This window comes from Kitasatospora sp. YST-16 (assembly GCF_026802215.1).
Classification (GTDB): Bacteria; Actinomycetota; Actinomycetes; order Streptomycetales; family Streptomycetaceae; genus Kitasatospora; species Kitasatospora cineracea.
Genome location: NZ_CP113837.1, coordinates 4,631,839 through 4,657,338, shown reverse-complemented (window position 1 = coordinate 4,657,338; position 25,500 = coordinate 4,631,839). Strand labels below are relative to the sequence as shown.

Genomic DNA, 25,500 nt, shown 5'->3' with positions numbered 1-25,500 from the left:
CCCGGAACGCGGTGCCCGTCGTCGTTACAGCGCGCCCAGTTCGGTGACCAGGTCGTCCAGGCCGAGCGAGCCCTGGGAGAGCGCCGCCATGTGCCACGCCTTGAGGTCGAACTCCGCGCCGCGCGCCTCGGCCGCCGCCCGGGCCTCGGCCCGGCCGCGCAGCCAGGCCCGCTCGCCCAGCTTGTAGCCGATCGCCTGGCCGGGCAGGCCCAGGTAGCGCACCAGCTCGCTGTCCAGGAAGTCCGCGGACAGGCCGCAGTAGGCGCCGAAGAACTCCCGGGCCCGCTCGGGCCGCATCGGCTCGCCGGGGGCGAACGGCGAGTCGGCCGGGAAGTCCAGCTCGGCGTGCATGCCGATGTCGACGATCACCCGCAGCGCCCGCATCATCTGGGCGTTCAGGTAGCCGAGGCGGTGGCCCGGGTCGGTCAGGTAGCCGAGCTCGTCCATCAGGCGCTCGGCGTACAGCGCCCAGCCCTCCATGTTGGCGCTGACCCCGCCCAGGGTGACCTGGTAGGTGGAGAGCCGGTCGGCGACGTACGTCCACTGCGCGAGCTGCAGGTGGTGGCCCGGGACGCCCTCGTGGTACCAGGTGGAGACCAGGTCCCACTCGGGGAACGCCTCCCGGCCCAGGGTGGGCAGCCAGGTCCGGCCGGGGCGGGAGAAGTCCAGCGAGGGCTGGGTGTAGTAGGGGGCGGCGGCACTGCCGGGCGGGGCGATCCGGGACTCCACCTTCAGCAGCGGCTCGGCCAGGTCGAAGTGCACGCCCTGGAGGTCGTCGATCGCCCGGTCCATCAGGCCCTGCAGGTACTCCTGCACCTGCTGCTCGCCGCGGATCGCCGGGCCGTCGGTCTCCAGCCACTTCATGGCCTGCATCGGGGTCGCGCCCGGGCGGACCTTCTCCGCCTCGGCCCGCATCTGGGCGTCCAGTTCGTGGAACTGCTCCCAGGCCCAGCGGTACGCCTCGTCCAGGTCGAGTTCGGCGCCCGTCCAGTACCGCACCCAGCGGGTGTAGCGCTCGCGGCCGACCGCGTCCGGGGTGCCCTTCGCGGCGGGGGCGTACGCGTCGCGCATCCAGTCGCGCAGGTCGGCGAGGGCGGCGGTGGCCTCGACCGCGGTGGCGGTCAGCTGCTCGCGCAGGTGCGCGGGGGCGGCGGCGACCAGTTCGCCGAACCAGCCGCCGGGGGTCTCGCCGTCGATCCACTCGCCGAACTGGCCGACCACCGTCTCCACCTGGCGCGGCGCCGACAGCAGGCCGCGGCGGACGCCCTCCTCCAGGCTCTGCCGGTACTGGGCCGTCACCAGCGGGAAGCGGGCCAGCCGGCGGCCCAGCCGCTGCCAGTCCTCGTCGGTGTCGGTGGGCAGCAGGGTGAACATCTCGCGGGTGTTGTGCACCGGCGAGCCCAGGTTGCGGACGCTGCGGTAGCCCTCGCCCGCGTCGTGCACGGCCAGTTCGGCGGTCAGCCGCTCGCGCAGCAGCCGGGCGCAGCGGCGTTCGGCCTCGTCCTCGACCGGGCCGGCGGCCTCCAGCTCGTCGAGCGCGGCGAGGGTGCGGCGGGCCAGGTCGGCGGTGGCTTCGATGCCTTCGGAGGAGAGGTCGGGCAGCCGGTCGTCCTCCGGGTTGAGGCCGAGGTACACCGCGGTCAGCGGGTCGGCGTCGGCGAGCGCGTGGACGTAGGAGTCGGCGAGTCGGCGCGGGGTGGGGCCGCTCGGGTGAGGGTCGTTCAGTTCATGAGCCATCCGGCCATCCTGTCGTAGCCGCAGGCGAATTCAACCCCTGTCAGGTATTGGCGTCGTCACCCCCGGGCCGGTCCGTCACCCCCGCACCGGGGCGAGCCGCCGGACGCTGCGCCACGGGTCCCAGGTCGGCCGGCCCCGGGTGATCGGGTAGAACGCCAGGCCGATCAGCACCGAGCAGAAGTGCCCCAGGTCGGTGAACGTGTGCGAGACCAGCAGCGGCACCAGGTAGAAGGCGACCAGCCCGCAGCCGTACACCCAGCGCCACGCCCCGGCCAGCGCGTACGTCAGCACGCCCTCGACCCCGGCCAGCGCGTAGGACACCCCGACGTCCACCGTGGTCGTCATGTTGAACGGCAGCACGTGGTGGCGGACGCCCCAGGCGACCACGCCCTCGCTGACGAACGTGGCCAGCACGTGCGCGGTCAGCGCGACCGTCAGCCAGCGGCGGGTGCCCAGCCAGCGCTCGGCCGGGACGTGGAAGACGTGGAACACCGCGAAGTAGAACAGGAAGTTCGCCTGCTCGGTCCAGATCAGGCTGGCCAGCAGGGCGTGCACCGGGTGCGAGGAGAGCTGGTGGAGGTTGGTGGAGCGCTTCTCCAGGAAGTAGTCCAGCGCCGCCGGGTCCGTCCGGGCCACCACGAAGCTGGTCAGCGCCAGCAGCAGCAGCCACATGTACGTCCCCGGGGACTTCCCGATCCACCGCCCCACCGCCCGCACCCACCGCACCGGCCGCTCCTCGCCGCGACGTGACCCGAGACCTGTTCCCAGTCTGCGACCCCGTCCGGGGCCCCGCCCGGCGGGAACCCGCCGGTCGCGGGCGTGCGGAGGGGGTGCGCGGGGCCGCCCGAGGTCTACCCTGGCACGCATGGCAGCGACCCCCTCCCCCGTCGAGGAGCCCGTCGACGACTCCCCCGCCGCGGAGCGCCCCCGCCGCGCCGCCTACCGGCGACTGCCCGTCCAGCAACGGCGCGAGCAGCTCATCGCCGTCGCCCTCGAACTCTTCGCCGCCCGGCCGCCCGAGGAGGTCTCGCTCGACGACGTCGCCGAGGCCGCGGGGGCCTCCCGGCCGCTGGTCTACCGCTACTTCGCGGGCGGCAAGCAGCAGTTGTACGAGGCGGCGCTGCGCAGCGCCGCGTCCGAGCTCACCACCCGGTTCACCGTCCGGACCACCGACGGCACCCCGACCCAGCAGCTCGGCGCCGTCCTGCACGGCTACTTCGACTTCGTCGGCGAGCACGCCGCCGGGTACGGCGCGCTGCTGCGCGGCGGCTCGGTCGTCGAGACCGCGCGCACCTCGGCGATCGTCGACGACGTCCGCCGGGCGGCGCTCCGGCGCACCCTGCGCCACCTCGGCGTCCGGGAGGCCGGACCGCGGCTGACCCTGCTGGTGCGCTCCTGGATCTCGGTGGTCGAGGCGTCCGCGATCAGCTGGCTGGACGAGGGGCGGCAGATCCCGGCCGACTCGCTCTGCGCCTGGCTGGTCGACCAGTTCGTGGTGATGGCGGCGGCCACCGCCGTCCGCGACGCCCAGACCGCGCAGGCGCTGCACGGCTGGCTCCAGCTGGAGACGGCCGACAGCCCGGCGGGGGTGCTCATCTCGCGTCTGCGCGACCTGGGGCTCTAGCCGGAACCAGGGACTCCCTAGGCCTGGCCGAGGGTGGTCTCCTGGCGGCCGAGGCCGGTGACTTCCAGGGCCACCTTGTCGCCGGCCCGGAGGAACGGGGTGCCGGGGCGGCCGAGGGTGACGCCGGCGGGGGTGCCGGTGATGACGATGTCGCCGGGGTCGAGGCGCATGAAGTGGGTGAGGTAGCGGACGGTCTCGTGCACCGGGAAGATCATCTCCGCGGTGGTGCCGTCCTGGCGGAGCTCGCCGTTGACCCACAGCCGCAGGTCGAGGGCCTGCGGGTCGCCGAGTTCGTCGGGGGTGACCAGCCAGGGGCCGAGCGGGGTGAAGGTCTCGGCGGACTTGCCCTTGTCCCACTGGCCGCCGCGGTCGAACTGGAAGGCGCGCTCGGTGACGTCGTTGACGGCGGCGTAGCCCGCGATGATCGCGGCGGCGTCGGCCGGGGTGTCCAGGTAGCGGCCGGTGCGGCCGATGACGACGGCGAGTTCGACCTCGTAGTCGGTCTTCTCGCTGCCGCGCGGGACGAGCACCTGGTCGTTCGGGCCGACCAGGGTGTTGACGGGCTTGAGGAAGACCACCGGCTCGGCCGGGATCGCGGCGCCCGCCTCGGCCGCGTGGTCGCGGTAGTTGAGGCCGATGCCGACGATCTTGCCGGGGCGGGCGACCGGCGGGCCGATCCGCTCGCCGGTGAGGTCGGTGACCGGGAGCGCGGCGAGGTCGAGCGCCGCCGGGTCGAGGGCCGCGAGGAAGGCGCCGTCCAGGTCGGGGGTGAGCGGGCGGAGGTCGCGGGCGGTGCCGTCGGGGGCGAGTACGACCGGTCGTTCTGCGCCCGCAGGGCCCACGCGGAGGAGCTTCACTGCCTGTCACCACCTGTTTCGTCTCGGGGGCGGGTCGTCCCCTGCCCCGGGACATCGAGGTATACCAGGGGTGATCGCCTGCGGAACAGTGGTGCCGGTTCGGCGAATTCCTCCCAATCGGAGGAATCCGGGCGCGGGGCGAATCGGTGCCCCGCACCCTTGACAGCCGCCGCCGGCCTGCGGTCAGGTCTCCTGCTGCGGGTGGTACTCGGCCTCCTCGACCCCGAACGTCCAGGCGACGCCGGCCCGCGCGGTGCGGGTGCCGGGCGGGACCCGCAGGTAGTAGGTGCGGTGGGTGCCGTCCGGCTCGGGGGTGGAGTTGAGCACCTCGACCATCACCACCGGCTCGTCGTTCGGGAGCTGGATCCGCCAGAGCGTGCCGGTCCCGTCGCGGTGCAGCGGTTCGGCGCCGGACTCGGCGAGGTAGCGGTCGTAGCCGAAGTGCTCCAGCATGACGCGGCGCAGTTCGGCGTTCTCCTCGCCGCGGATCCGCTCGGGGGTGAGGCCGGTGAGCCGGTCGAGGAAGTCGGCCGGGACGGGCATGCCGCGCCTGGCGTGCAGCGCGAAGCCGTCGGCGTAGGCGAGCGCGGGGCCGTCGGCGCGGTCGAGCCGGCCGGCCTCGTCGCGGTGCAGGGCGGTGGGGCGCTCGCTGAGCAGCACGGTGCGCTCGTAGGGCCACCACCAGCCGGTCTGCCGGGCGGCGCCGGCCAGGGCGGCGAGGGCCGCGTCGCCGGTGCCGGCGGTGTCGAAGGCGGCCAGCCAGGCGGCGTCGTGCTGGCCGGCCACCGCGTCCAGCAGGAGCAGGCGGATCCGGCCGCGCCGTTCGGCGGCGGCCTGCCGGACCGCCCGGTTCTCGGGCTTGCGGGCCTCCTGCCAGTCGTCGATCGGCTCGGGCTCGGGGGCGAAGTGGTCGAGCAGCGCGGCGCGGACCCGCTCGGCGGGCAGCGCGGTGGTGGTGGCGAGTTCGGCGCCGGTGACGGCCCACAGGGCGGCCCAGCCGGCCGGGCCGAGGGTGGCGAGGGCTGCGGTGCGGGCCCGTTCCCAGGCGGCGGTGCGCACCTGCTCGCGCACGCTCGCCCCGAACCCGTCGCGGTGCGCGAGGAGTTCGTCGAGGGCGGCGCGCGGCGAGGGGCACCAGCGGAACTCGGCGGGCTCGGCGAGCCCGGCGGCCCGGTAGGCGTCCCGGACGGCCTGTTCGGCGGTGGCCCGGTCGGCGGGGCCGGTGGCGGCGGCGACGGCCCGCCAGTGGGCCACCGAGAGGTCGGCCGGACGGCCCGTCAGCTGGCTGCTCATCAGTTCTCCGTAGTGCTGGGTCTCGGACGGGTGGCGGCGGGGGATCAGTCGGCGACGACGCGGACCGCGCCCGGCGTGTACTCGCGCTGGCGGACCACCCGGTACCAGCCGCCGGGCAGGGCGATCGCGGCGTGCTCCTCGTGGACGACCCGGCCGCCCTCCGGCAGGTGCAGCCAGGCGGCGCCGAACGGGCCGCCCTCGCGGACGAGTTCGCCCGGTCCGACCACCGCGTGGGCGTGGCCGGTGACCTCGCCGAGGGCCAGCACCAGCCGCCCGCGGGCGTCCCGGGGCTGCCGGGCGGCCTGCTCCAGGGCGGCCGGGACGGCGCTCTGCGCGACCGGAACGATCAGTACGTCACCCTGGCGGTACACGGGGCCTCCCGGCGTCGGGTCCGGCCCGCTGCCGGACGCCACGCCCCGAAAACTAGGCCGCCCCACCGACAACTCCGCGTCCCCGGGGTCCTTCGTGCGGGTGAACGTCACGGGCGGCTGGTAGACAGGTCTCGGCCCACTGCGGGCAGCAGCGACACCGAACCACCGCGGCATGAGCACGGCACCACGATCCGGAGCAACGAGGAGCAGCGCATGACCATCAACGACCACGTCGAGGAGTTCCACGGCCTCCCGGTGACCGACTTCCGGGAGGCCGAGAAGGAGGGGAAGCTCCCGGCGGCGGACGCCACCGCCTGGCGGATCGGCCTGGACTGGGACGACGAGCAGGGGTTCGCCGAGCTCTGGCAGAAGTTCCTGGACACCGTGGAGCCGGAGCGGGTCACCGCGCTGGTGCTGGGCCGCTGGTTCCCGGAGGAGCCGGAGTCGCTGTCCGAGGCGCTGCCGCTGATCCTCGCCGCCGCCGACCGGCTGCCCGCGCTGCGCGCGCTGTTCCTCGGCGACATCACCTTCGAGGAGTGCGAGATCTCCTGGATCCAGATGTGCGACATCACGCCGGTGTTCGCCGCGTTCCCGCGGCTGGAGGAGCTGGTGGTGCGCGGCGCCAGCGAGGACTACGACGACAAGGAGCGGCTCGGCCTCAAGCCGGTGCGGCACGAGAGGCTGAAGGCGCTGCGGTTCGAGTCCGGCGGCCTGCCCGCCGAGATCGTCCGCGCGGTCGGCGCCTGCGACTTCCCGGCGCTGGAGAAGCTGGAGCTGTGGCTGGGCGTCGACAACTACGGCGGCAACTGGACGATGGACGACCTGGCGCCGTTCCTGTCCGGCGCCAAGCTGCCCGCGCTGACCCACCTGGGCCTGCAGGACTCGGTGTTCCAGGACCAGATCGCCGCGCTGGTCGCCCGGGCCCCGGTGGTGCCCCGGCTGACCGGGCTGTCGCTGTCCATGGGGGCGTTCACCGACGAGGGCGCGGCCGCGCTGCTGGAGGGCCAGCCGCTGACCCACCTGAAGACCCTGGACCTGCACCACCACTACCTCACCGAGGGCATGCAGCAGCGCCTGCGGGACGCCCTGCCGGGCGTCGCGGTCGACCTCTCCGGCGCCGAGGACCCGGGCGACAACTGGCGCTACGTCGCCATCTCCGAGTAGGCGGGGCCGACGTGACGCCGCACCAGCTGGTCGTCCTGGGCTGCCCGGGGCACCGCCGGGCCGCCCTGTTCGCCGCCGCGGCCCGGGCCGCCGGCCGGCCGGAGCCCGCCGTGCTGCCCTGGTCCGCGGTGCTGCGCGGGCGGTACGGGCTGCCGCCCGGCGCGGTGGTCCGGGTCGACTCGCCCGGCGAGGACCCGGAGGCGGACCGGCTGCTGCGCGGGCCCGTCCTCGGCGCGGGCTACGCGCCGACCCGGGTCGAGGGCGGCCCGGCCTGGTACGCGGGCGTCATGGCGGCGCTGCGCGCGCTGGCCGCCCGGCCCGGGGTGCGGCTGCTCGGCGACCCGGACGAGATCGCCGCCATGTTCGACAAGCGGGCCGCGCACGCCCGGCTGGCCGCCGCCGGGGTGCCGGTGCCGCCCGCGCTGCCCGGCGGACTGCCGTCCGGGTTCGAGGAGTTGAAGGAGCGGCTGGCCGGGGCCGGGATGCGCCGGGTGTTCCTCAAGCCGGTGCACGGCTCGTCCGCGTCCGGCGTGGTGGCGCTGGAGTTCGGGCCGGGCGGGCGGGTGCAGGCCACCACCTCGGTGGAGCTCGCCCCGGACGGGCTGCACAACTCGCTCGCGGTGCGCCGCTACCGCTCCGCGGCGGAGGTCGCCGAGCTGGTCGACCGGCTCGCCCCGGAGGGGCTGCACGTCGAGCGCTGGGTCCCGAAGTCCGACCAGGGCGGCCGGGCGGCGGACCTGCGGGTGGTGGTGGTCGGCGGCCGGGCCACCCACCTGGTGGTCCGCACCAGCCGGCACCCGATGACCAACCTGCACCTCGGCGGCGGCCGCGGCCGGACCGACCTGGTCCGGGCGGCGGCCGGCCCGCACTGGCCGGAGCTGCTGGCCACCGCGGAGGCCGCCGCCCGCTGCTTCCCGCGCTCCCCGATGGTCGGCGTCGACCTGCTCCCGCACGCCCGCTGGCGGCGCGCCCTGGTCGGCGAGGTCAACGCCTTCGGCGACCTGCTCCCGAACCTGCCCGGACTGCCCGACGGGCCGGCCCCGGGCCTCGACACCTATGCCGCCCAACTGGCTTCGCCCGCCTACGCGTTGGACTCCCGCACGGCGGACGCCGTGCCGGACGCCCGGAGGACCGCCCGCTGTGATGCCTGACATGAACCGGGTCGTCGGTTCGCACGACCTGCTGCTGGTCACCCTCGACACGCTGCGCTTCGACGTCGCCGCGGAGCTGCTCGCGGCCGGCCGGCTGCCGAACCTGGCGAAGGTGCTGCCGCCCGACGGCTGGGAGCGGCGGCACTCGCCGGGCAGCTTCACGTACGCCGCGCACCAGGCGATCCTGGCCGGGTTCCTGCCGACGCCCGCCACCCCGGACGGGCCGCACCCGCGGCTGTTCGCGGCCCGGTTCGCGGGGTCGGAGACCACCGAGTCGCGGACCTGGGTGTTCGACGCGCCGGACCTGCCGACGGCGCTGGCCGCGGCCGGGTACCGGACGGTGTGCATCGGCGGGGTGGGGTTCTTCAACAAGCAGGGCCCGCTCGGCTCGGTGCTGCCGGGCCTGTTCCAGGAGAGCCACTGGGCGCCGGAGCTGGGCGTGCCGTCGCCGACCTCCTTCGAGTCGCAGGTGGCGGTGGCCGAGCGGGTGGCGGCCGAGCAGCCGCCCGGGCAGCCGCTGTTCCTGTTCGTCAACGTCTCGGCGCTGCACCAGCCGAACTGGTTCCACCTGCCGGGCGCGACCCGCGCGGACGGGGACAGCCGGGCCACCCACGCCGCCGCGCTGGAGTACGTGGACGCGCACGTGGGGCGGCTGTTCGCGGCGATGAGCGCCCGGCGGCCGTGCTTCGCGATCGTCTGCTCGGACCACGGCACCGCGTACGGCGAGGACGGGTACACCGGGCACCGGATCGGCCACGAGGTGGTCTGGACCGTCCCCTACGCGCACTTCACCCTTCCCGCCGGCCTGCCGCAGGAGTCCCGATGAGCACCGCCACCGCCGAGTCCCCGTACCAGAGCTACGTCTACGCGTACCCGCACAAGACCGCCTACCGCCCGCTGCCGGAGCGGCCGCGGCTGGCGGAGCTGTGGGAGGGCGAGAAGCAGGACGCGCTCTCGCTGTACCTGCACGTGCCGTTCTGCGAGGTGCGGTGCGGGTTCTGCAACCTGTTCACCCGGATCGGCAGCCCGGAGGGGCTGACCACCGCCTACCTGGACGCGCTGGAGCGGCAGGCCCGGCAGGTGCGGGAGGCGCTGGCGCCGGACGCCCGGTTCGCGCTGGCGGCGTTCGGCGGCGGGACGCCCACCTACCTGAGCGCGGCCGAGCTGGAACGGCTGTGCGACATCGCCGAGTTGCGGATGGGGGCGGACCTGCGGGCGGTCCCGCTCTCGGTGGAGGCCTCGCCGGACACCGCGACGGCGGACCGGCTGCGGGTGCTGGCCGAGCGCGGCACGACCCGGCTGAGCCTGGGCGTGCAGTCCTTCCTGGACGGGGAGGCGAAGGCGGCGGTGCGCCCGCAGAAGCGGGCCGCGGTGGAGGCGGCGCTGGGCCGGGTGCGGGACGCCGGGTTCCCGGTGCTGAACATCGACCTGATCTACGGCATCGACGGCCAGACGCCCGCCAGCTGGGTCGAGTCCCTGGACGCGGCGCTGGTGTGGCAGCCGGAGGAGCTGTACCTGTACCCGCTGTACGTCCGCCCGCTGACCGGCCTCGGGCGGCACGGGACCGGCCCTTCCCCGGAGTGGGACGCCCAGCGGCTGGCGCTGTACCGGGCGGGCCGCGACCACCTGCTGGCCGAGGGGTACGAGCAGGTGTCGATGCGGATGTTCCGCCGGGTCGGCGCGGCGCGCGCGAGCGCGGGCGAGTACGCCTGCCAGACCGACGGCATGGTGGGCCTGGGCTGCGGGGCCCGCTCGTACACCTCGCGGCTGCACTACTCCTTCGACTACGCGGTGGACGCCCGCGAGGTGCGCCGGATCATCGACGACTACGTGGCCGCGCCGGACTTCTCCCGGGCCGAGCTGGGCTGGGCGATGACGGCGGAGGAGACCCGGCGCCGCCACCTGGTGCAGTCGCTGCTGCAGGGCGAGGGCGTCGACCTGGCGGCCTATCGGGAGCGCTTCGGCAGCACCCCGGAGCTGGACTTCCCGACCGAGCTGGCCGGGTTCGCCGCCCGCGGCTGGCTGTCGGCGCAGGACCCGGCCCGGCTGCTGCTGAGCGCGGAGGGCCTGGCCTGGTCGGACGCGGTGGGGCCGCGGCTGTTCTCGGCCGCGGTGCGCGCCAACATGGCGGAGTACGCGGCCAAGTGAGCGAGCACCTGACCCTGCTCTACCGAGGCCCGCTGTCCTCCTGCGACTACGACTGCCCGTACTGCCCGTTCGCCAAGCGGCGCGACTCCCCGGAGCTGCTGCGGGCCGACCGGGCGGCGCTGGAGCGGTTCACCGCCTGGGCGGCCGCGTACGAGCACGGGCGGCTGTCGGTGCTGTTCACGCCGTGGGGCGAGGGGCTGGTGCGCAGCTGGTACCGGCGGGCGATGGTGGAGCTGAGCCGGCTGCCGCACCTGGAGCGGGTGGCGATCCAGACCAACGCGAGCTGCCGGACGGCCTGGCTGGCGGAGGCGGACCGCGCGAAGCTGGCGCTCTGGGTGACGTACCACCCGGGGCAGGTGACCGAAGCGCGCTTCCTCGCCAAGTGCGCCGAACTGACCGCGCTGGGCGTGCGGTTCAGCGTCGGCGTGGTCGGGCAGCCGGAGCACCTGGTGGCGGCCCGGCGGCTGCGGGCGGCGCTGCCGGCGGAGGTGTACCTGTGGGTGAACGCGGCCGACGGGCTGACGTACACCGACGCCGAGGCGGCGCGGTGGACGGAGCTGGACCCGCTGTTCGGCTACAGCCGGCACCCGCACCGCAGCGCCGGGCTGCCGTGCCGGACGGGCGAGAGCGTGGTGTCGGTGGACGGGGACGGGACGGTGCGCCGCTGCCACTTCGTCCGGCCGCCGCTGGGCAACCTGTACGACGACTCGTACCGGGCCCAACTGCGGCCGCGGGCCTGCCCGTTGGGGAGCTGCGACTGCCACATCGGGTACGTGCACCTGGAGTCGCTGCCGCTGTACGACGTGTTCGCGGGCGGCGTGCTGGAGCGCATCCCGCACGGGTGGTGAGGGATGCGCTCCGGCGGCCGCGGCGGGGGTCAGTCGGTCTTGGGCAGGCCGGGCGGGTTGATCTCGGAGGTCGGCACGGCCTCGTTGTCCAGGCCCCAGCGCTTGAGGACCTGGCTGTAGGTGCCGTTCTTGATGGCCTCGTTGATCGCCCCGTTGAGCGCCTTGACCAGGCCGTTGTCCTTCTTGGTGGTGGCGGCGATCTTGCCGAGGACGGTGTCCCCGGCGCCGGAGTAGGTGCCGATCACCTCGGTCTCGCCGGTCTGCGCGGAGTGGAAGGCGGTGGCCGGGTTGGGGCCGAGCCAGGCGTCGATCCGGCCGGAGCCGAGGGCGAGGTAGTAGTCGGAGGAGTTCTGGTAGTACTTCACGTCGACCGGCTTGAGGCCGTTCTTGACGTCCTGCTCGCTCCAGGCCAGCAGCAGCTTCTCCTGGTTGGTGCCGGAGGAGACGCCGATGGTGTGCCCGGCGACGTCGGCCGGGCCCTTGACCTTCCAGCTGCCGCCCTTCTTGGCCTCGAAGCCGAGGATGTCGAGCCGGTAGGTGGCGAAGTCGTACTTCTCCTTGCGGGCCTCGGTGACGGTGACGTTGGTGATGCCCGCGTCGTACTTGCCGCTGTCCAGGCCGACGAAGACGTTCTCCCAGGAGACCGGGTCGATCTCGACCTTCAGGCCGAGCACGTCGCCGATCAGGTACGCCAGGTCGGGCTCGGTGCCGATGACGGTCTTGTCGTCGGTGGCGTAGAACCCGAGCGGCGGGACGGTGCCGACGTTCGCCGCGACCCGGAGGGTGCCTCTTCGGCGGACCTCGTCGGGGACGAGGGCGGCGATCGCGTCGACCTTCGGGGTGGTGATCCGGTTCTGGTCCGGGGTCAGGTTGATCTTCACGCCGTTGGGCGCGGTGCCCTCCTTCTTGGCGCCGAGGTCGGCGGAGGCGTTGCCCGAGGAGCCGCAGGAGGAGAGCAGCAGGGCGGCGACGAGGGCGGCGGCGGCCGCGGCGTTGGTGCGGCGGTACACGGACATGCGGGCAACTCCTTTGATCTGGAAGGGGGTTCAGAGCACCTTGGCGAGGAAGGCGCGGGTGCGTTCGTGCTGCGGGTCGTCCAGCACCTGGGCGGGCGGGCCCTGTTCGACCACCACGCCGCCGTCCATGAACACCACGGTGTCGGCGACCTCGCGGGCGAAGCCGATCTCGTGGGTGACCACGATCATGGTGGTGCCGGTGCGGGCCAGGTCCTTGATCACGTCGAGCACCTCGCCGACCAGTTCGGGGTCGAGCGCGGAGGTCGGCTCGTCGAACAGCAGCACCTTGGGCTCCAGGGCGAGCGCCCGGGCGATGGCGACCCGCTGCTGCTGGCCGCCGGAGAGCCGGCGCGGGTACTCGTCGGCCTTGTCGGCGAGGCCGACCCGCTCCAGCAGGTCGCGGGCCCGGGCCCGGGCCTCGGCCTTGGGGACGCCGAGCGCGCCGACCGGGGCCTCGACCAGGTTCTCCAGCACGGTCAGGTGCGGGAACAGGTTGAAGTTCTGGAACACGAAGCCGAGCCGGGTGCGCTGCCTGAGCACCTCCCGCTCGGGCAGTTCGCGCAGCTTGTCGCCGACCCGCCGGTAGCCGATCAGCTCGCCGTCCACCCGGACGTGGCCCCGGTCGAGCTTCTCCAGGTGGTTGACCGCCCGCAGCAGGGTGGACTTGCCGGAGCCGGACGGGCCGAGCACCACCGTGACGGTGCCGGGCCGCACGTCCAGGTCGATGCCGCGCAGCACCTCCAGCCGCCCGAACCGCTTGTGCACGCCGCGCACTTCGACCATGGCCGTCGCGCCTTCGCCGCTCATGCCCGCTCCTCCTCGTTCTCGGTGGCGGCGGCCCGCAGCCGCTGCCAGGGGGTGGGCGGCGCGCCGCGCCCGCTGCCGCGGGCGAAGTAGCGCTCGACCCAGTACTGGACCAGCGAGAGCGCGGTGGTCAGCAGCACGTACCAGACGGTGGCGACCATCAGCAGCGGCACCACCCGGCCGGTGCGGCCGTAGATCACCTGCACCTGGTAGAAGAGCTCGCCGATCGCCATCACGTAGACGATCGAGGTGCCCTTGAACAGCGAGATCACCTCGTTGGCGGCGTTCGGCAGGATGCCGCGCATGGCCTGCGGCAGCACGATCCTCCCTCCTTGCCCGCCCTCGGGCAGGAGGGGCCCTTGGCCTGCCGGAAGCGCGGGATGCCGAGCGCGGCAGCGGCTTCGAGCTGCCCGGCGTCCACCGCGAGCACCCCGCCGCGGATGATCTCGGCGGCGTACGCGGCCTGGTGCAGGGCCAGGCCGAGGACGGCCGCGCCGAGCGCGCCGAGCAGGTCCATGGTGCCGAAGGAGGCGAAGGTCGGGCCGAACGGGACGCCGATCCCGATCCGCTTGTACAGGTAGGCCAGGTTGAACCAGAACACCAGCTGCACGATCAGCGGGATCGAGCGGAACGCCCACACGTACGTCCAGGCGATGGTGCGCAGGATCGGGCTGCCGGACAGCCGCAGCGCGGCGATCACCGCGCCCAGCGCGAAGCCCAGGACGGTGCCGTAGGCGGTGAGTTGGAGGGTGGTGCCGACCGCGCGCAGGATGCTGTCGGAGAACACGAAGGCGCGGAAGGTCGGCCAGTCCCAGCCGGGGTTGACGGCCAGCCCGTGGACGAACTGGGCGGCCAGCACCAGGGCGGCCAGGCCGGCCGCCAGCCGCCACGGGCGGCGGTGCGGGACGATCGTCAACTCCGGCCCGTCGTCGGCGGGTTGTCGTAGCGGAAGGGTCTTCTCGGGGGTCACGGCGGTCATCGGGGGCTCCGTGGTCAGGGGTGCTCGGGCGGGTTGATCAGGGATTCGGTGATCGCCGAGTCGGCGGTGCCCCACTTGGCCAGGATCTTCCGGTAGCTGCCGTCCTTGATCAGCTCGTTGACGGCGGCCTGGAAGGCGGGGGTGAGCGGCGAGCCCTTCTTGAACGCGAAGCCGACGTCGAGGCGGTGGTACTCGCCCAGGAAGCGGGTCTTCGCACCGGGCTGGTTCGCCTGGTAGCGCAGGCCGTTGATGGTGGACATCACCGCGTCCAGCCGGCCCTGCTGGAGGCCGGTGACCACGGCGCCGTTCTCGGAGAACACCTTGACCTCGTACGGCTTCCGGCCGGCCTGCGCGCAGACGTCCTTCTTGGCGTTCAGGGTGGCCTCGAAGGTGGTGCCGGCGCCGGTGCCGATGGTCAGGCCGCACAGCTGGGCCAGGTCGGTGACGGTGGTCAGCGCGGTGTTGTCGGCGCGCACCGCGAAGCCCTGGCCGTCGTCGATGTAGGTGACGAAGTCGACGGTCTTCAACCGGGCCGTGGTGACGCCGAAGTTGCCGGTGCCGACGTCGTACTTGCCGCTGCCGAGCGCGGGCAGGATGGTCTCGAACGCGGCGTCCTCGCGCTGCACCTTCACCCCGAGCACCGCGGCGACGGCGTTGACCAGGTCGACGTCCAGGCCGGTGAGCTCCTTCTTGCCCTCCGGGTAGTACGCCCCGGGCGGGGTGCCGACCGCGCCGCCGAGCTTGATCGTGCCGGCGGCCCGCACCTCGGCGGGCAGCAGCGCGGCGGCCGCCTCGCTCTTGCGCACGTCCGACAGCACGTCCTGGCCGGGCTGGACGCCGACCGGCGCGGCCTTCGGGGCGGCCGCCGGATCGGAGCCGCAGCCCGCCAGTGCCAGGGCGGCGACGGTGGCCAGCGCGAGGGCGGGGAGGTGGCGCTTCATCGGGTCGGTGCCTTTCCGGCCGCCGCGGCGGCCGTGCCAGTGGTGGGCAGGTGCTTCTCGAACGGGAGCGGCCGGAACTCCTCCGGGGCCGCGTCGGGATCGAACAGGGGGGTGTAGCCGGCCGCCAGGTAGAGGCCCTTGGCCTCGGGCTGGCGCGGGCCGGTGGTCAGGAAGACCCGGCGGTAGCCGGCCTCCCGGGCGGCGGACTCCAGTTCGGCCAGCACCCGGCGGCCCAGGCCCTGGCGGCGGTGCGCGGCGGCGGTCCACATCCGCTTCACCTCGGCGGTGCGCGGGTCGCGGTGGCGGCGGTAGGCGCCGCCCGCCACCGGCACGCCGTCGCGCAGCAGCAGGAGCAGCAGCCCGTCGGGCGGGGTGAACTCCTCGGCGCCGTAGCGGGCCATCTCCTCGTGGCCGCCGGGCCCGTAGCGGGTGACGTACTCGTGGGTGAGCTCGCGGATCAGCGGCTCGGTGAGGGGGTCGCCGAGGACGGCCCGCTCGACGGTCAGGGCGCTCATGCGGCAGCGGCCCCGGCCGCGGCGGTCCCGGCCTTGGTCGTGTCGGCCGCCTTGGCGGCGTCCCGCTTGGCGACCTCCTCGCGGACGATCGGGATGACGTGGCGGCCGAAGTCGATCGCGTCGCCGACGTGGTCGTAGCCGCGGGCGGAGAGGATGTCCACGCCGAGGTCGTAGTAGTCGAGCAGCGCCTGGGCGACCGTCTCGGGCGTGCCGACCAGGGCGTTGGAGTTGCCGGCGCCGCCGGTGGCGGCCGCGGTCGGGGTCCACAGCGCGCGGTCGTAGCGCTCGCCGGCCTCGGCGATCTCCACCAGCCGCTGCGAGCCGGCGTTCTCCGGCCCGGCGCCGCTGGTCAGCCGGCGGCGGACCAGGTCGTTCGCCTCCCGGCGGTCCTTGATCGCGGCGACCGTGCGGTGCGCCTTCTCCCAGGCGAGTTCCTCGGTGGGCGCGATGATCGGCCGGAAGGCGACCTGGATCCGCGGGGTGTCGGTGCGCCCGGCGGCCCGGGCGGCGGCCTTCACCAGCTCGATCTGCTCGGCGGTGCGGGCCAGCGGTTCGCCCCACAGCGCGTAGATGTCGGCCTCGGCGCCGCCGGCCGCGAACGCGGCGGGCGAGGAGCCGCCGAAGGAGACGTCCGGCCGGGGCTGCTGGACCGGGAAGACGTCCGAGACGAAGTCGTTGAAGCGGTAGAACTCGCCCTCGTGGTCGAAGGGTTCGCGGCTGGTCCAGGCCCGCTTGACGATGCCGATGTACTCGCGGGTGCGGTCGTAGCGGCGGTCCTTGGGCAGGAAGTCGCCCTCGCGCTGCTGCTCGTGGTCGTTGCCGCCGGTGATGAAGTGCACGGTGAGCCGGCCGTCGCTGATCCGGTCCAGGGTGGCGAAGGTCTTGGCGGCGAAGGTCGGGTACGAGACGTTCGGGCGGTGCGCGAGCAGGATCTGCAGCTTGTCGAGCTTGGCGGCGAGGTACGCGGCGGCGGCCGCGGGCTCGGGCGAGCCGGCGCCGTAGGCGAACAGCACCCGGTCCCAGCCGTGGTCCTCGTGGGCACGGGCCAGGCGCAGCGTGTAGTCGCGGTCGAAGGCGTGGGTGGTGCGGGCGGTGGTCTCCGAACCGTCGCCGGTGGCGGCGATTCCGAGGAACTCGACGGGCATGGCTGGCCTCTTCCGGTCGGGTGGGGCCGCGTCCGGGCAGGCCGGGGGACGCCCCGGCGGGCGGGTGCGGACGCGGGTGGGAAGAACGGGGGAAGGACGGGGAAAGCGGGCGTACGGCGCGTGACGGGGCGCCGGCTCAGGAGCGAGCGGGAACGCTAGGGGGGCGGCAGCGTACGCCTGGTGGTCCGTCCGGACGGACGGCGTCCCGGCCCGCGACAGGGCGACCGAGGGAGGGCTCCCGGAAGGGAGAAGGGCCGGTCAGGCGGCCCGCTGCCGGGTCAGCCGCGACACGCGGCGGACCACACCCGACCGAAGTCGATGTGGCCGCGCGTCACCAGGGCGGGCTGTCCGGCTGTCATGCCGAACAGTTGAACAGTGCCGCCGAGGGTCCGTCAACCTCTCCCCCGCGGACGAAACACCGACGTCACACCCGCGTCCTTGACAGGGCGCGCCCGTCCGCCCGTACGATCGCGGTGGAGCGAGTACTGCCCCGGGCCCGGCCGAACTGCCGCCGGTCCCAGCCGCGTTGAGGGACGCGGCGCGCATGGGTGACGGCATGCGGACACCGCCTGCCCGCCGCCCGAGGGAGCCGTCCATGGCCTCGCCCGCCGTCCCGTCCGCCCGCGCCCGGTCCACCGCGCCGCCGACCCCGCCCGGCCCCGCCTCCGTGCCCGCCGCACCCGCCGCGCCCGTGCTCGAAGCCGTTCCGGCCGGGCTGGCGATCGTGCCCCGCCGCCGCCCCGGGCGGTACGTCAGCGGCGGGCTGGCGCTGCTCGCCACGGCCCTGCTGGTGCGTTCGCTGGCCGGCAATCCGGCCTTCGAGTGGCCGGTGGTCGGCGCCTACCTGACCTCGGCGTCGATCCTGCGCGGCCTGCTGCTGACGCTGTGGCTGACCGGCGCGGTGACGGCCCTCGGCTTCGCTCTGGGCACCGTGCTGGCGGTGGCCAGGCTCTCCGGCAACCCGGTGCTGCAGAGCCTGAGTTGGGGCTTCGTGTGGATCTTCCGGGCCACTCCGCTGCTGGTCCAGCTGCTGTTCTGGTTCAACATCGGCGCGCTGTACCCGGAGCTGTCGCTGCGCCTGCCGTTCGGCGGCGAGCTGTTCGCGGTGCGGACCGTCGACCTGCTCGGCCCGGCGCTCACCGCGGTGATCGGGCTGACCCTGCACGAGGCCGCGTTCGCCGCCGAGGTGGTGCGCTCCGGCGTCCAGTCGGTCGACCAGGGCCAGTTGGAGGCGGCCGCCTCGCTGGGCCTGGGCCGCGGCCGGGTGCTGCGCCGGATCGTGCTGCCGCAGGCGATGCGGGCGATCCTGCCGCCGGCCGGGAACATGCTGATCGGCACCCTCAAGGGCACCTCGGTGATCAGCGTGCTGGCCGTCCACGACCTGTTGTTCTCCGCCCAGCTGGTCTACAACCAGACGTACCAGGTGATCCCGCTGCTGCTGGTGGCGACCCTCTGGTACGTGGCGGTGACCAGCGTGCTGTCGGTCGGCCAGTACTACCTGGAGCGGCACTTCGCCCGCGGCGCCACCCGCGCCGGGCTGCCGCCGACCCCGTGGCAGCGGGCCCGGGCGGCCGTCCGGCGCGCGGTCGGGCGGTGAGCGCGGTGCCCGTCCTGGTCGTGGTCGGGGCCGGTCCGCGGGGCACCGGCCTGCTGGAGCGGATCGCCGCCAACGCCCCCGAACTGCTCGGCCCCGGCGTGGAGTTGGACGTCCACCTGGTCGACCCGCACCCGCCCGGCGGGGGCCGGATCTGGCGGCGCGCGCAGTCCCCGCTGCTGCGGATGAACTCGATGGCCGAGGACGTCACCATGTTCACCGACGAGCGCACCACCATGGACGGCCCGGTCCGCCCCGGCCCCTCGCTCGCCGAATGGGCCGCCGACCCGGCCGCCCACCCCCCGCACCTGCCGGTCGAGGACCCGGAGGTGGCCGCGGAGCTGCGCACCCTGGCCCCCACCGACTTCCCGACCCGGCGGGTCCAGTCCGCCTACCTGGACTGGACGCTGCGCCGGGCCGCCGCCGAACTCCCGGACAACGTACGGCTGTTCGTCCACCGGGACACCGCCCTGCGGATCACCGGCGACCCGGCCGGCCCGCAGCGCGTCCACCTCTCCGACACCGTGCTGCTCGCCGATCGGGTGGTGCTCGCCCTCGGCCACCTGGACTCCGCGCCCGGCCCCGACACCGCCGCCGCCCGCGCCTTCGCCGCCCGGCACGGCCGCGGCTACCTGCCACCCGCGTTCACCGCCGACGCCGACCTGTCCGGCCTGGCCCCCGGCGAGCAGGTGATCGTCCGCGGCCTCGGCCTGGCCTTCGTCGACCTGGTCGCGCTGCTCACCGAGGGCCGCGGCGGCCGCTTCACCCCGCGCCCCGGCGGCGGCCTGCGCTACCACCCGTCCGGCCGCGAACCGGTGCTGCACGCGGGCTCCCGGCGCGGCGTCCCGTACCACGCCAAGACCGGCTACCGGCTCCAGGGCCCGCCCCCGCCGCTGCCCCGCTACTTCGGCCCCGACCTCGAACTCCCGGACGGGACCATCGAGTTCAAGCGCGACCTGTGGCCCGCCATGGCCAAGGAGATCGGCTTCGGCTACTACCACGAGCTGTTCCACGGCCACCCCGAACGCACCGCCCTGCCCTGGGCCGAGTTCCTCGCCGCCTACGACCGCCTCCCCTGGTACGGCCCCGAGCGCGCCGCCCTGGTCGCCGCCGCCGTCCCCGACCCCGAGGACCGGCTCGACCTGGAGCGCCTGGACCGCCCGCTGGCCGGCCTGCGGGTCGGCAGCCCCGCCGAGCTCCAGCAGCACCTGCGCGCCCACCTGCGCGCCGACCTGGCCCGCCGCTCCGACCTGCGGCACAGCGCCGACCTCGGCGCCTTCCACGCCCTGCTCTCGCTCTACGGCCAGCTCGTCCGCCTGCTGCCCGTCCACCCGCTCACCGCCCGCTCCACCGCCGCCGAACTCGACGGCTGGTGGCAGGGCTTCTTCTCCTTCTACGCCTCCGGCCCGCCCGGCTTCCGGCTGGAGCAGCTGCTGGCCCTCTCCGACGCCGGACTGCTGCACTTCCTCGGCCCCGACCTGCGGGTCGACCTCGACGAGCAGCACGGCACCTTCCGCGCCTCCTCCCCCGCCCTGCCCGGCCACCACGTCCACGGCACCGCCCTGGTCGACGCCTTCCTGCCCCGGCACGACCTCGGCCGCACCGGCGACCCGCTGCTGCGCCACCTGCTGCGCGAGGGCCGGATCGACGAGGAGGAGCTGACCGACCCGGACGGCCACCGCTACCGCTCCGGCCTGGTCCGCACCGACCCCGACGCCCGCCTGCTCGACCCCGCCCTCGGCGGCCGCCCGCACCCGCGCCGCACCGCCCTGGGCGCCCCCACCACCACCCGCGCCCCGGCCGCCTTCGCCCGCCCGCGCACCGACGCCCCGTCCTTCCGGCAGAACGACGCCGTCGCCCGCCGCCTGCTCACCGAACTCCAGAAGGAGGACTGAGGGCCCGGCCCGCGCCGCACCCGCACCGGATACGCTCCAAGCACCCGAGCCCTCCGGAGAACCGCCATGGCCAAGCAGCCCCCGCACCGCGACCCCGCCCAGGACGCCCCGCACGTCGGGCCCCCGGCCCACGCCGCCGCCGGGCTGCCCGCGATCGGGCACACCCTGCGGATGGCCGCCGAGCAGATGTCCCCGGGCCGGACGCTGGCCACCCTGCGCCGGATCAACCAGCCCGGCGGCTTCGACTGCCCGGGCTGCGCCTGGCCCGAGCCGGACAAGCCGCACCTGGCCGAGTTCTGCGAGAACGGCGCCAAGGCCGTCGCCGAGGAGGCCACCGAGCGCCGGATCACCCCGGCCTTCTTCGCCGAGCACCCGGTCGCCGACCTCGCCGAGCGCTCCGGCTACTGGCTCGGCCAGCAGGGCCGGCTCACCACCCCGATGCTGCTGGACGAGGGCGCCACCCACTACGCGCCGATCGGCTGGGACGACGCCTTCGCGCTGGTCGCCGAGGAGCTGGCGGCGCTCGACTCCCCGGACGGGGCCGCGTTCTACACCTCCGGCCGGACCTCCAACGAGGCCGCCTTCGCGTACCAGCTGTTCGCCCGCCGGTTCGGCACCAACAACCTGCCGGACTGCTCCAACATGTGCCACGAGTCCTCGGGTTCGGCGCTCACCGAAACGCTCGGCGTCGGCAAGGGCAGCGTCTCGCTCAAGGACCTGTACCAGGCCGACCTGATCATCGTGGCGGGCCAGAACCCGGGCACCAACCACCCCCGGATGCTCTCCGCCCTGGAGCGCGCCAAGCGGGCCGGCGCGAAGATCGTCAGCGTCAACCCGCTGCCCGAGGCCGGGCTGGAGCGGTTCAAGAACCCGCAGACCCCGCGCGGCCTGGTCGGCGGCGGCACGAAGCTCACCGACCTGTTCCTGCAGATCCGGCTCGGCGGCGACCTGGCCCTGTTCCGCGCCCTCAACCACCTGCTGCTCACCACCCCCGGCGCCGTCGACGAGGCGTTCGTCGCCGAACACTGCGCCGGCTACGACGAGTTCGCCGCCCAGGCCGCCGAGCTGGACCGGGCGGCCGTGCTGCGCGCCACCGGCCTGCCCTGGGCGCAGATCGAGGAGCTGCACCGCCTGGTGCTCGGCTCGCAGAAGGTCATCGTCTGCTGGGCGATGGGCCTCACCCAGCACAAGCACTCCGTCCCCACCATCCGCGAGGTGGTCAACTTCCTGCTGCTGCGCGGCAACGTGGGCCGCCCGGGCGCCGGGGTCTGCCCCGTCCGCGGGCACAGCAACGTGCAGGGCGACCGCACCATGGGCATCTTCGAACGCCCCTCCACCGCCTTCCTGGACGCCCTGGGCAAGGAGTTCGCCTTCGAGCCGCCGCGCGCGCACGGCCACGACACCGTGGACACCATCCGGGCGATGCGCGACGGCCGGGTGAAGGTGTTCTTCGCGATGGGCGGCAACTTCGTCTCGGCGAGCCCCGACACCGACGCCACCGAGGCCGCGATGCGCAACTGCCGCCTCACCGTGCACGTCTCCACCAAGCTCAACCGCTCGCACCTGGTCACCGGCGCCCGCGCCCTGATCCTGCCCACCCTGGGCCGCACCGACCGCGACCTGACCGCCGCCGGGCAGCAGTTCGTCAGCGTCGAGGACTCCATGGGCATGGTGCACTCCTCCCGCGGCGGCCTGCGCCCGCCCGCGCCCGGCCTGCTCTCCGAGGTCGCCATCGTCACCCGCCTCGCCCGCGCCGTCCTCGGCCCCCAGGACCCCACCCCCTGGGAGGAGTTCGCCCTCGACTACGACCGGATCCGCGAGCGGATCGCCCGGGTCGTGCCCGGCTTCGACGACTACAACGCCAGGGTCCGCCGCCCCGGCGGCTTCGCCCTCCCGCACGCCCCGCGCGACAGCCGCACCTTCCCCACCGCCACCGGGAAGGCCAACTTCACCGTCAACCCGCTGACCGCCCCCGAGGTCCCCGCGGGCCGCCTGCTGCTCCAGACGCTCCGCTCGCACGACCAGTACAACACCACCGTCTACGGCCTGGACGACCGCTACCGCGGCATCACCGGCGGCCGCCGGGTGGTCCTGGTCAACCCCGCCGACGCCGCCGAACTCGGCCTCGCCGACGGGCAGTTCGTCGACCTGGTCGGCGAGTGGAGCGACGGCGCCGAACGCCGCGCCCCGCACTTCCGGGTCGTCCACTACCCCGTCGCCCGCGGCGGCGCCGCCGCCTACTACCCCGAGACCAACGTCCTGGTCCCGCTGGACTCCACGGCCGACATCAGCAACACCCCGACCTCCAAGTCGGTCCTGGTCCGGCTGGAACCGGCCGGCTGACCGCGGGCCCGGCGGGCGGACGGCGGAGACGGCGAGGGGCCGACGGCGCAGCAGCGCCGCCGGCCCCTCCCGTCCGTCCTCAGCCCGCCGACCGGCTCCCCGAGGGCGTCACCGAATCGGCCGCGCTCGGCGAGCCCCCGGTGCCGGACGCCGTGACGCTGCTCGGCGCCGTGACGCTGCTCGGCGTCGTACCGGCACCGGGCGTCCCCGTGCCGCTCGGCGTGCCCGTCCCGGTGCCGCTGGGCGGGGCGGAGGCGGAGCCCGAACCGCTGGGCGTGGCCGAACCGCTGGGCGATCCCGAACCGCTCGGCGAGCCCGACCCGGAGGGGTCCGTCGGCGTCCCGGTCGGCGTCCCGGGCGCGGTCGGGGTCGGCGTCGGGGTCGGCGTCGCGGGCGGGGTCGGCAGCGTCGAGGGCTTGGCGGGCTGGATCTTCACCGCGCCCAGCGGCACGTCCGGCACCTTCCACTCGCCGCCCGCGACGTCCGGCGCGTCGTCCCCGTCCGGCCGGACCGCGCCCAGGATCGGCATCGCGCCCATCTGCGAGACCTTCACCACGTCGCCGGTGTGCGGGGCCTGCACGATCAGGCCGCCGCCGATGTACATCCCGATGTGGGTGGCGCCGCCGAAGTAGACGATCAGGTCACCGGGCCGGACCTGGTTCAGCGGGACGTGCTTGAGCTGCGCCCACTGCTCCTGGCTGGTGCGCGGGATGGCCTGCCCGGCGTGCAGCCAGGCCTGCGAGGTGAGGCCGGAGCAGTCGAACACGTCCGGCCCGGCGCCGCCCCACACGTAGTCCTTGCCGAGCTGCTGCAGCGCCCAGGCGACCGCCTTGCGGCCCATCGCCGACGGCGTCCGCTCGCCCTTGCCGATCGCCCCGGAGGCCAGGAAGGCCAGCTGGGCCTCGTTGGCCTCCTGCTTCTCCAGCTCGGCCAGCTCGTCGCGCTGGGCGCCGGTGAGCGAGCCGACCAGCTGCTCGACCTCGGCCAGCTTCTGCGCGACGTCGTTCTTCGCCTTCTCCTGCTCGGCGGCCAGCGCCTGCGACTGGGCGACGGCCTGCTCGGCGGCGGTCCGCAGCGCGGCCAGGGTGTCCCGGTCCGACTTGAGCCGGTCCAGGAAGTCCTTCTGCGAGCGCCCGGCGGAGTTCAGCAGTTCGGCGATGACCACGGCCTCGTACGGGTTCTCGGCCATCAGCAGCTCGGCGTACCCGGAGACCTGGTTGTTGCGGTACTGCGCGGCGGCGAGTTGCGAGGCCAGGTCGCTGCCGGCGTCGACGGCCTCCTGCTGCCGGGCGGCCCGGTTCTTCAGGTCCTCGACGGTGGTCTGCTGCTCGGTGAGCTTGGCGACGGTGCCGTTGTACTGCTCGGTGGCGGTCTCGGCCTGCTGGTACAGGGCGTGCAGCTGGTCGAGCAGCGGCCCGAGGGTGCGCTTGGCGTCGGCCAGCGGATCGGACCCGGCGGAGACCTTCGGCGCACCGCCCGGTTCGGGTATCGCGTACGCCGCGGAACCGAAGAACGGCAGGGTGAGCGCGGCGGCGGCGAGGACCGCCCCGCAGCGCAGCGCGGCGCGCACCCAAGGCCGCAGTCCCGTCGATTCGGTCCGCTGCCCAGCCCCCATCGGCCGGCCCTCCCCTGGTTGTCCGTCGGCGATCGGACCGATCCTGCCACGTGGAGGGCGGTTCGGGGCAGGCCCTTTCCGGACCGCCGGGTGAATTCTCATCCGGTCCGGGGTGTGAGAACGGTCTCACCGCAGGGCCCTGACCTCCATGGGAATCCGACAGTCCGGCAACTCCCGGGCCACTAACGGAACCCCGACTCCGCATCCAGTTAACCTCCCGTTCACCGAGGCTTCCTACCTTCACCGAGGACAGCAACGTCAGTCCGACCACTACGACGATTGTTTGGGTATGGAACACATCACGTTCCTGGTGGCCGTTGTGATCATCACGGCGCTCGCCTTCGACTTCACCAACGGCTTCCACGACACCGCCAACGCGATGGCCACCTCCATCGCCACCGGCGCGCTCAAGCCCAAGGTCGCCGTCGCCATCGCGGCGGTGCTGAACTTCGCCGGTGCCTTCCTCTCCGTGAAGGTCGCCACCACCATCTCGGGCGGCCTCGTCAACGAGAAGGCCGGACTGCAGCCCTCGATCATCTTCGCCGCCCTGGTCGGCGCGATCCTGTGGAACCTGCTGACCTGGCTCAAGGGCCTGCCCTCGTCCTCCTCGCACGCCCTGTACGGCGGCCTGATCGGCGCCACCGTGGTCGGGGTCGGCCTGCACGGCGTGAACTTCTCCACCGTGATCTCCAAGATCCTGATCCCGGCGGTCGCCTCCCCGATCATCGCGGGCCTGGCCTCCTGGGGCGCCACCAAGCTGGCCTACCTGATCACCCGGGGCGCGCCGAAGGAGGGCACCGAGAAGGGCTTCCGCCGGGGGCAGGTCTTCTCGTCCTCGCTGATCTCGCTCGCGCACGGCACCAACGACGCGCAGAAGACCATGGGCATCATCACGCTGACCCTGATCTCGACCGGCGCCCTGCACAAGGGCGACAACCCGCCGGTCTGGGTGATCGTCAGCGCCGGTCTGGCCATCGCGCTCGGCACCTACATGGGCGGCTGGCGGATCATCCGCTCGATGGGCTCCGGCCTGGCCGACATCCGGCCGCCGCAGGGCTTCGCCTCGGAGACCGCGGCCGCGACGGTGATCCTGACCTCCTCGCACATGGGCTACGGCCTGTCCACCACCCAGGTCTGCTCCGGCGGCATCATGGGCGCGGGCCTGGGCGGCCCGTCCGGCAAGCTGCGCTGGGGCATGGTCCGCCGGATGGCCTACACCTGGGGCCTGACCCTGCCGGCCGCCGCCGTGGTCTCCGGCGTGGCCGCGCTGGTCGCCGACCGCGGCAACTGGGGCGTGGCCCTGGTGGGCCTGGCGCTGGTGGTGGGTGCCGGTTCGATGTGGCTGGTCTCGCGCCGCCAGCCGGTGCACGCGGACAACGTCAACGAGGTGGACGCGACCCCCGCGGCCGTCGAACTGCCCACCACCGCCGCCCCGACCACCCTCGCGGCCTGAGAGGAAC

21 protein-coding genes and 1 pseudogene are annotated in these 25,500 nt (G+C 74.3%); 10 read left to right on the top strand and 12 right to left on the bottom strand.

Annotated elements, in window-relative coordinates:
- Positions 1 to 24 precede the first annotated feature (24 nt).
- Positions 25 to 1,737, bottom strand: coding sequence for a DUF885 domain-containing protein (locus OU787_RS21395; RefSeq protein ID WP_030457746.1), 1,713 nt, complete (start codon positions 1,735 to 1,737; stop codon positions 25 to 27).
- 75 nt (positions 1,738 to 1,812) lie between these two features.
- Positions 1,813 to 2,463, bottom strand: a complete 651-nt coding sequence (locus OU787_RS21390; RefSeq protein WP_268660292.1) for a rhomboid-like protein — start codon at positions 2,461 to 2,463, stop codon at positions 1,813 to 1,815.
- Between the two features lie 139 nt (positions 2,464 to 2,602).
- Between OU787_RS21390 and OU787_RS21385 the strand changes: the two genes are divergently transcribed.
- Entirely contained in the window at positions 2,603 to 3,361 is a 759-nt protein-coding gene (locus tag OU787_RS21385) for a TetR/AcrR family transcriptional regulator (RefSeq protein ID WP_030457748.1), read from the top strand.
- Between the two features lie 17 nt (positions 3,362 to 3,378).
- Here OU787_RS21385 and OU787_RS21380 read toward each other — a convergent pair whose 3' ends face one another.
- The 3 genes from OU787_RS21380 to OU787_RS21370 form a co-directional block, all read right to left on the bottom strand.
- Positions 3,379 to 4,218, bottom strand: a complete 840-nt coding sequence (locus tag OU787_RS21380; RefSeq protein ID WP_030457749.1) for a fumarylacetoacetate hydrolase family protein — start codon at positions 4,216 to 4,218, stop codon at positions 3,379 to 3,381.
- A 183-nt stretch (positions 4,219 to 4,401) separates the two neighbouring features.
- Positions 4,402 to 5,511 (bottom strand): DUF6745 domain-containing protein, encoded by a 1,110-nt coding sequence (locus OU787_RS21375; RefSeq protein ID WP_051816482.1) that lies wholly within the window; start codon positions 5,509 to 5,511, stop codon positions 4,402 to 4,404.
- 44 nt (positions 5,512 to 5,555) lie between these two features.
- Positions 5,556 to 5,882 (bottom strand): hypothetical protein, encoded by a 327-nt coding sequence (locus OU787_RS21370; RefSeq protein WP_030457751.1) that lies wholly within the window; start codon positions 5,880 to 5,882, stop codon positions 5,556 to 5,558.
- Between the two features lie 213 nt (positions 5,883 to 6,095).
- On the opposite strand from OU787_RS21370, the gene OU787_RS21365 reads away from it, so the two are divergent.
- Genes OU787_RS21365 through OU787_RS21345 form a run of 5 tightly spaced genes read left to right on the top strand, consistent with a single transcriptional unit; the run spans position 6,096 to position 11,193 of the window.
- Positions 6,096 to 7,046 (top strand): STM4015 family protein, encoded by a 951-nt coding sequence (locus tag OU787_RS21365; RefSeq protein ID WP_030457752.1) that lies wholly within the window; start codon positions 6,096 to 6,098, stop codon positions 7,044 to 7,046.
- A gap of 11 nt (positions 7,047 to 7,057) precedes the next feature.
- Positions 7,058 to 8,197 (top strand): STM4014 family protein, encoded by a 1,140-nt coding sequence (locus OU787_RS21360; protein WP_051816483.1) that lies wholly within the window; start codon positions 7,058 to 7,060, stop codon positions 8,195 to 8,197.
- Between the two features lies 1 nt (position 8,198).
- Positions 8,199 to 9,023, top strand: a complete 825-nt coding sequence (locus OU787_RS21355; RefSeq protein WP_030457754.1) for an STM4013/SEN3800 family hydrolase — start codon at positions 8,199 to 8,201, stop codon at positions 9,021 to 9,023.
- Positions 9,020 to 10,345 carry an STM4012 family radical SAM protein gene (locus OU787_RS21350; protein WP_030457755.1) on the top strand — a complete coding sequence of 442 codons (1,326 nt, stop codon included), beginning with the start codon at positions 9,020 to 9,022 and terminating at the stop codon, positions 10,343 to 10,345. The genes OU787_RS21355 and OU787_RS21350 overlap by 4 nt, the downstream gene beginning before the upstream one ends.
- Positions 10,342 to 11,193, top strand: coding sequence for an STM4011 family radical SAM protein (locus OU787_RS21345; protein WP_030457756.1), 852 nt, complete (start codon positions 10,342 to 10,344; stop codon positions 11,191 to 11,193). Before OU787_RS21350 ends, OU787_RS21345 begins: the two co-directional genes overlap by 4 nt.
- Positions 11,194 to 11,222: 29 nt before the next feature.
- Here the strand turns inward: OU787_RS21345 and OU787_RS21340 are convergent, their stop codons facing one another.
- The 6 genes and pseudogenes from OU787_RS21340 to OU787_RS21315 all read right to left on the bottom strand — a co-directional run bounded on the left by OU787_RS21340 (position 11,223) and on the right by OU787_RS21315 (position 16,593).
- Positions 11,223 to 12,209 carry an ABC transporter substrate-binding protein gene (locus OU787_RS21340; protein ID WP_030457757.1) on the bottom strand — a complete coding sequence of 329 codons (987 nt, stop codon included), beginning with the start codon at positions 12,207 to 12,209 and terminating at the stop codon, positions 11,223 to 11,225.
- A gap of 30 nt (positions 12,210 to 12,239) precedes the next feature.
- Entirely contained in the window at positions 12,240 to 13,016 is a 777-nt protein-coding gene (locus OU787_RS21335; protein WP_030457758.1) for an amino acid ABC transporter ATP-binding protein, read from the bottom strand.
- A pseudogene (locus tag OU787_RS21330) lies at positions 13,013 to 13,992 on the bottom strand (amino acid ABC transporter permease). The gene OU787_RS21335 and the pseudogene OU787_RS21330 overlap by 4 nt, the downstream one beginning before the upstream one ends.
- Positions 13,993 to 14,006: 14 nt before the next feature.
- Positions 14,007 to 14,933, bottom strand: coding sequence for an ABC transporter substrate-binding protein (locus tag OU787_RS21325; RefSeq protein ID WP_030457760.1), 927 nt, complete (start codon positions 14,931 to 14,933; stop codon positions 14,007 to 14,009).
- Entirely contained in the window at positions 14,930 to 15,448 is a 519-nt protein-coding gene (locus OU787_RS21320; RefSeq protein WP_268660291.1) for a GNAT family N-acetyltransferase, read from the bottom strand. The genes OU787_RS21325 and OU787_RS21320 overlap by 4 nt, the downstream gene beginning before the upstream one ends.
- A complete protein-coding gene (locus OU787_RS21315) occupies positions 15,445 to 16,593 on the bottom strand; it encodes an LLM class flavin-dependent oxidoreductase (RefSeq protein ID WP_268660290.1) in 1,149 nt (382 codons plus the stop codon). Before OU787_RS21315 ends, OU787_RS21320 begins: the two co-directional genes overlap by 4 nt.
- A gap of 595 nt (positions 16,594 to 17,188) precedes the next feature.
- On the opposite strand from OU787_RS21315, the gene OU787_RS21310 reads away from it, so the two are divergent.
- From OU787_RS21310 to OU787_RS21300, 3 genes are all read left to right on the top strand, one after another.
- The gene (locus OU787_RS21310) at positions 17,189 to 18,190 is read left to right on the top strand and encodes an amino acid ABC transporter permease (protein ID WP_268660289.1); all 1,002 of its coding nucleotides are present in this window, start codon (positions 17,189 to 17,191) and stop codon (positions 18,188 to 18,190) included.
- A gap of 5 nt (positions 18,191 to 18,195) precedes the next feature.
- Positions 18,196 to 20,082 (top strand): FAD/NAD(P)-binding protein, encoded by a 1,887-nt coding sequence (locus tag OU787_RS21305; protein WP_268661901.1) that lies wholly within the window; start codon positions 18,196 to 18,198, stop codon positions 20,080 to 20,082.
- Positions 20,083 to 20,148: 66 nt separating this feature from the next.
- The gene (locus tag OU787_RS21300) at positions 20,149 to 22,425 is read left to right on the top strand and encodes an FdhF/YdeP family oxidoreductase (RefSeq protein ID WP_268660288.1); all 2,277 of its coding nucleotides are present in this window, start codon (positions 20,149 to 20,151) and stop codon (positions 22,423 to 22,425) included.
- A 79-nt stretch (positions 22,426 to 22,504) separates the two neighbouring features.
- On the opposite strand, the gene OU787_RS21295 is transcribed toward OU787_RS21300, so the two are convergent.
- Positions 22,505 to 23,995: a C40 family peptidase gene (locus OU787_RS21295; RefSeq protein WP_268660287.1), complete on the bottom strand. Its 1,491-nt coding sequence runs from the start codon at positions 23,993 to 23,995 to the stop codon at positions 22,505 to 22,507.
- Positions 23,996 to 24,329: 334 nt separating this feature from the next.
- Here OU787_RS21295 and OU787_RS21290 point away from each other — a divergent pair, with 334 nt between their 5' ends.
- On the top strand, positions 24,330 to 25,493 hold the full coding sequence (locus OU787_RS21290; RefSeq protein WP_268660286.1) for an inorganic phosphate transporter: 1,164 nt from the start codon (positions 24,330 to 24,332) through the stop codon (positions 25,491 to 25,493).
- The last annotated feature ends 7 nt before the right edge of the window (positions 25,494 to 25,500 follow it).

Coding starts and splice junctions, on each gene's coding strand:
- OU787_RS21395 (WP_030457746.1), bottom strand. CDS start 1,737: ATGGCTCATGAACTGAACGACCCTCACCCGAGCGGCCCCACCCCGCGC.
- OU787_RS21385 (WP_030457748.1), top strand. CDS start 2,603: ATGGCAGCGACCCCCTCCCCCGTCGAGGAGCCCGTCGACGACTCCCCC.
- OU787_RS21375 (WP_051816482.1), bottom strand. CDS start 5,511: ATGAGCAGCCAGCTGACGGGCCGTCCGGCCGACCTCTCGGTGGCCCAC.
- OU787_RS21365 (WP_030457752.1), top strand. CDS start 6,096: ATGACCATCAACGACCACGTCGAGGAGTTCCACGGCCTCCCGGTGACC.
- OU787_RS21355 (WP_030457754.1), top strand. CDS start 8,199: ATGAACCGGGTCGTCGGTTCGCACGACCTGCTGCTGGTCACCCTCGAC.
- OU787_RS21350 (WP_030457755.1), top strand. CDS start 9,020: ATGAGCACCGCCACCGCCGAGTCCCCGTACCAGAGCTACGTCTACGCG.
- OU787_RS21340 (WP_030457757.1), bottom strand. CDS start 12,209: ATGTCCGTGTACCGCCGCACCAACGCCGCGGCCGCCGCCGCCCTCGTC.
- OU787_RS21335 (WP_030457758.1), bottom strand. CDS start 13,016: ATGAGCGGCGAAGGCGCGACGGCCATGGTCGAAGTGCGCGGCGTGCAC.
- OU787_RS21325 (WP_030457760.1), bottom strand. CDS start 14,933: ATGAAGCGCCACCTCCCCGCCCTCGCGCTGGCCACCGTCGCCGCCCTG.
- OU787_RS21320 (WP_268660291.1), bottom strand. CDS start 15,448: ATGAGCGCCCTGACCGTCGAGCGGGCCGTCCTCGGCGACCCCCTCACC.
- OU787_RS21315 (WP_268660290.1), bottom strand. CDS start 16,593: ATGCCCGTCGAGTTCCTCGGAATCGCCGCCACCGGCGACGGTTCGGAG.
- OU787_RS21310 (WP_268660289.1), top strand. CDS start 17,189: ATGGCCTCGCCCGCCGTCCCGTCCGCCCGCGCCCGGTCCACCGCGCCG.
- OU787_RS21300 (WP_268660288.1), top strand. CDS start 20,149: ATGGCCAAGCAGCCCCCGCACCGCGACCCCGCCCAGGACGCCCCGCAC.
- OU787_RS21290 (WP_268660286.1), top strand. CDS start 24,330: ATGGAACACATCACGTTCCTGGTGGCCGTTGTGATCATCACGGCGCTC.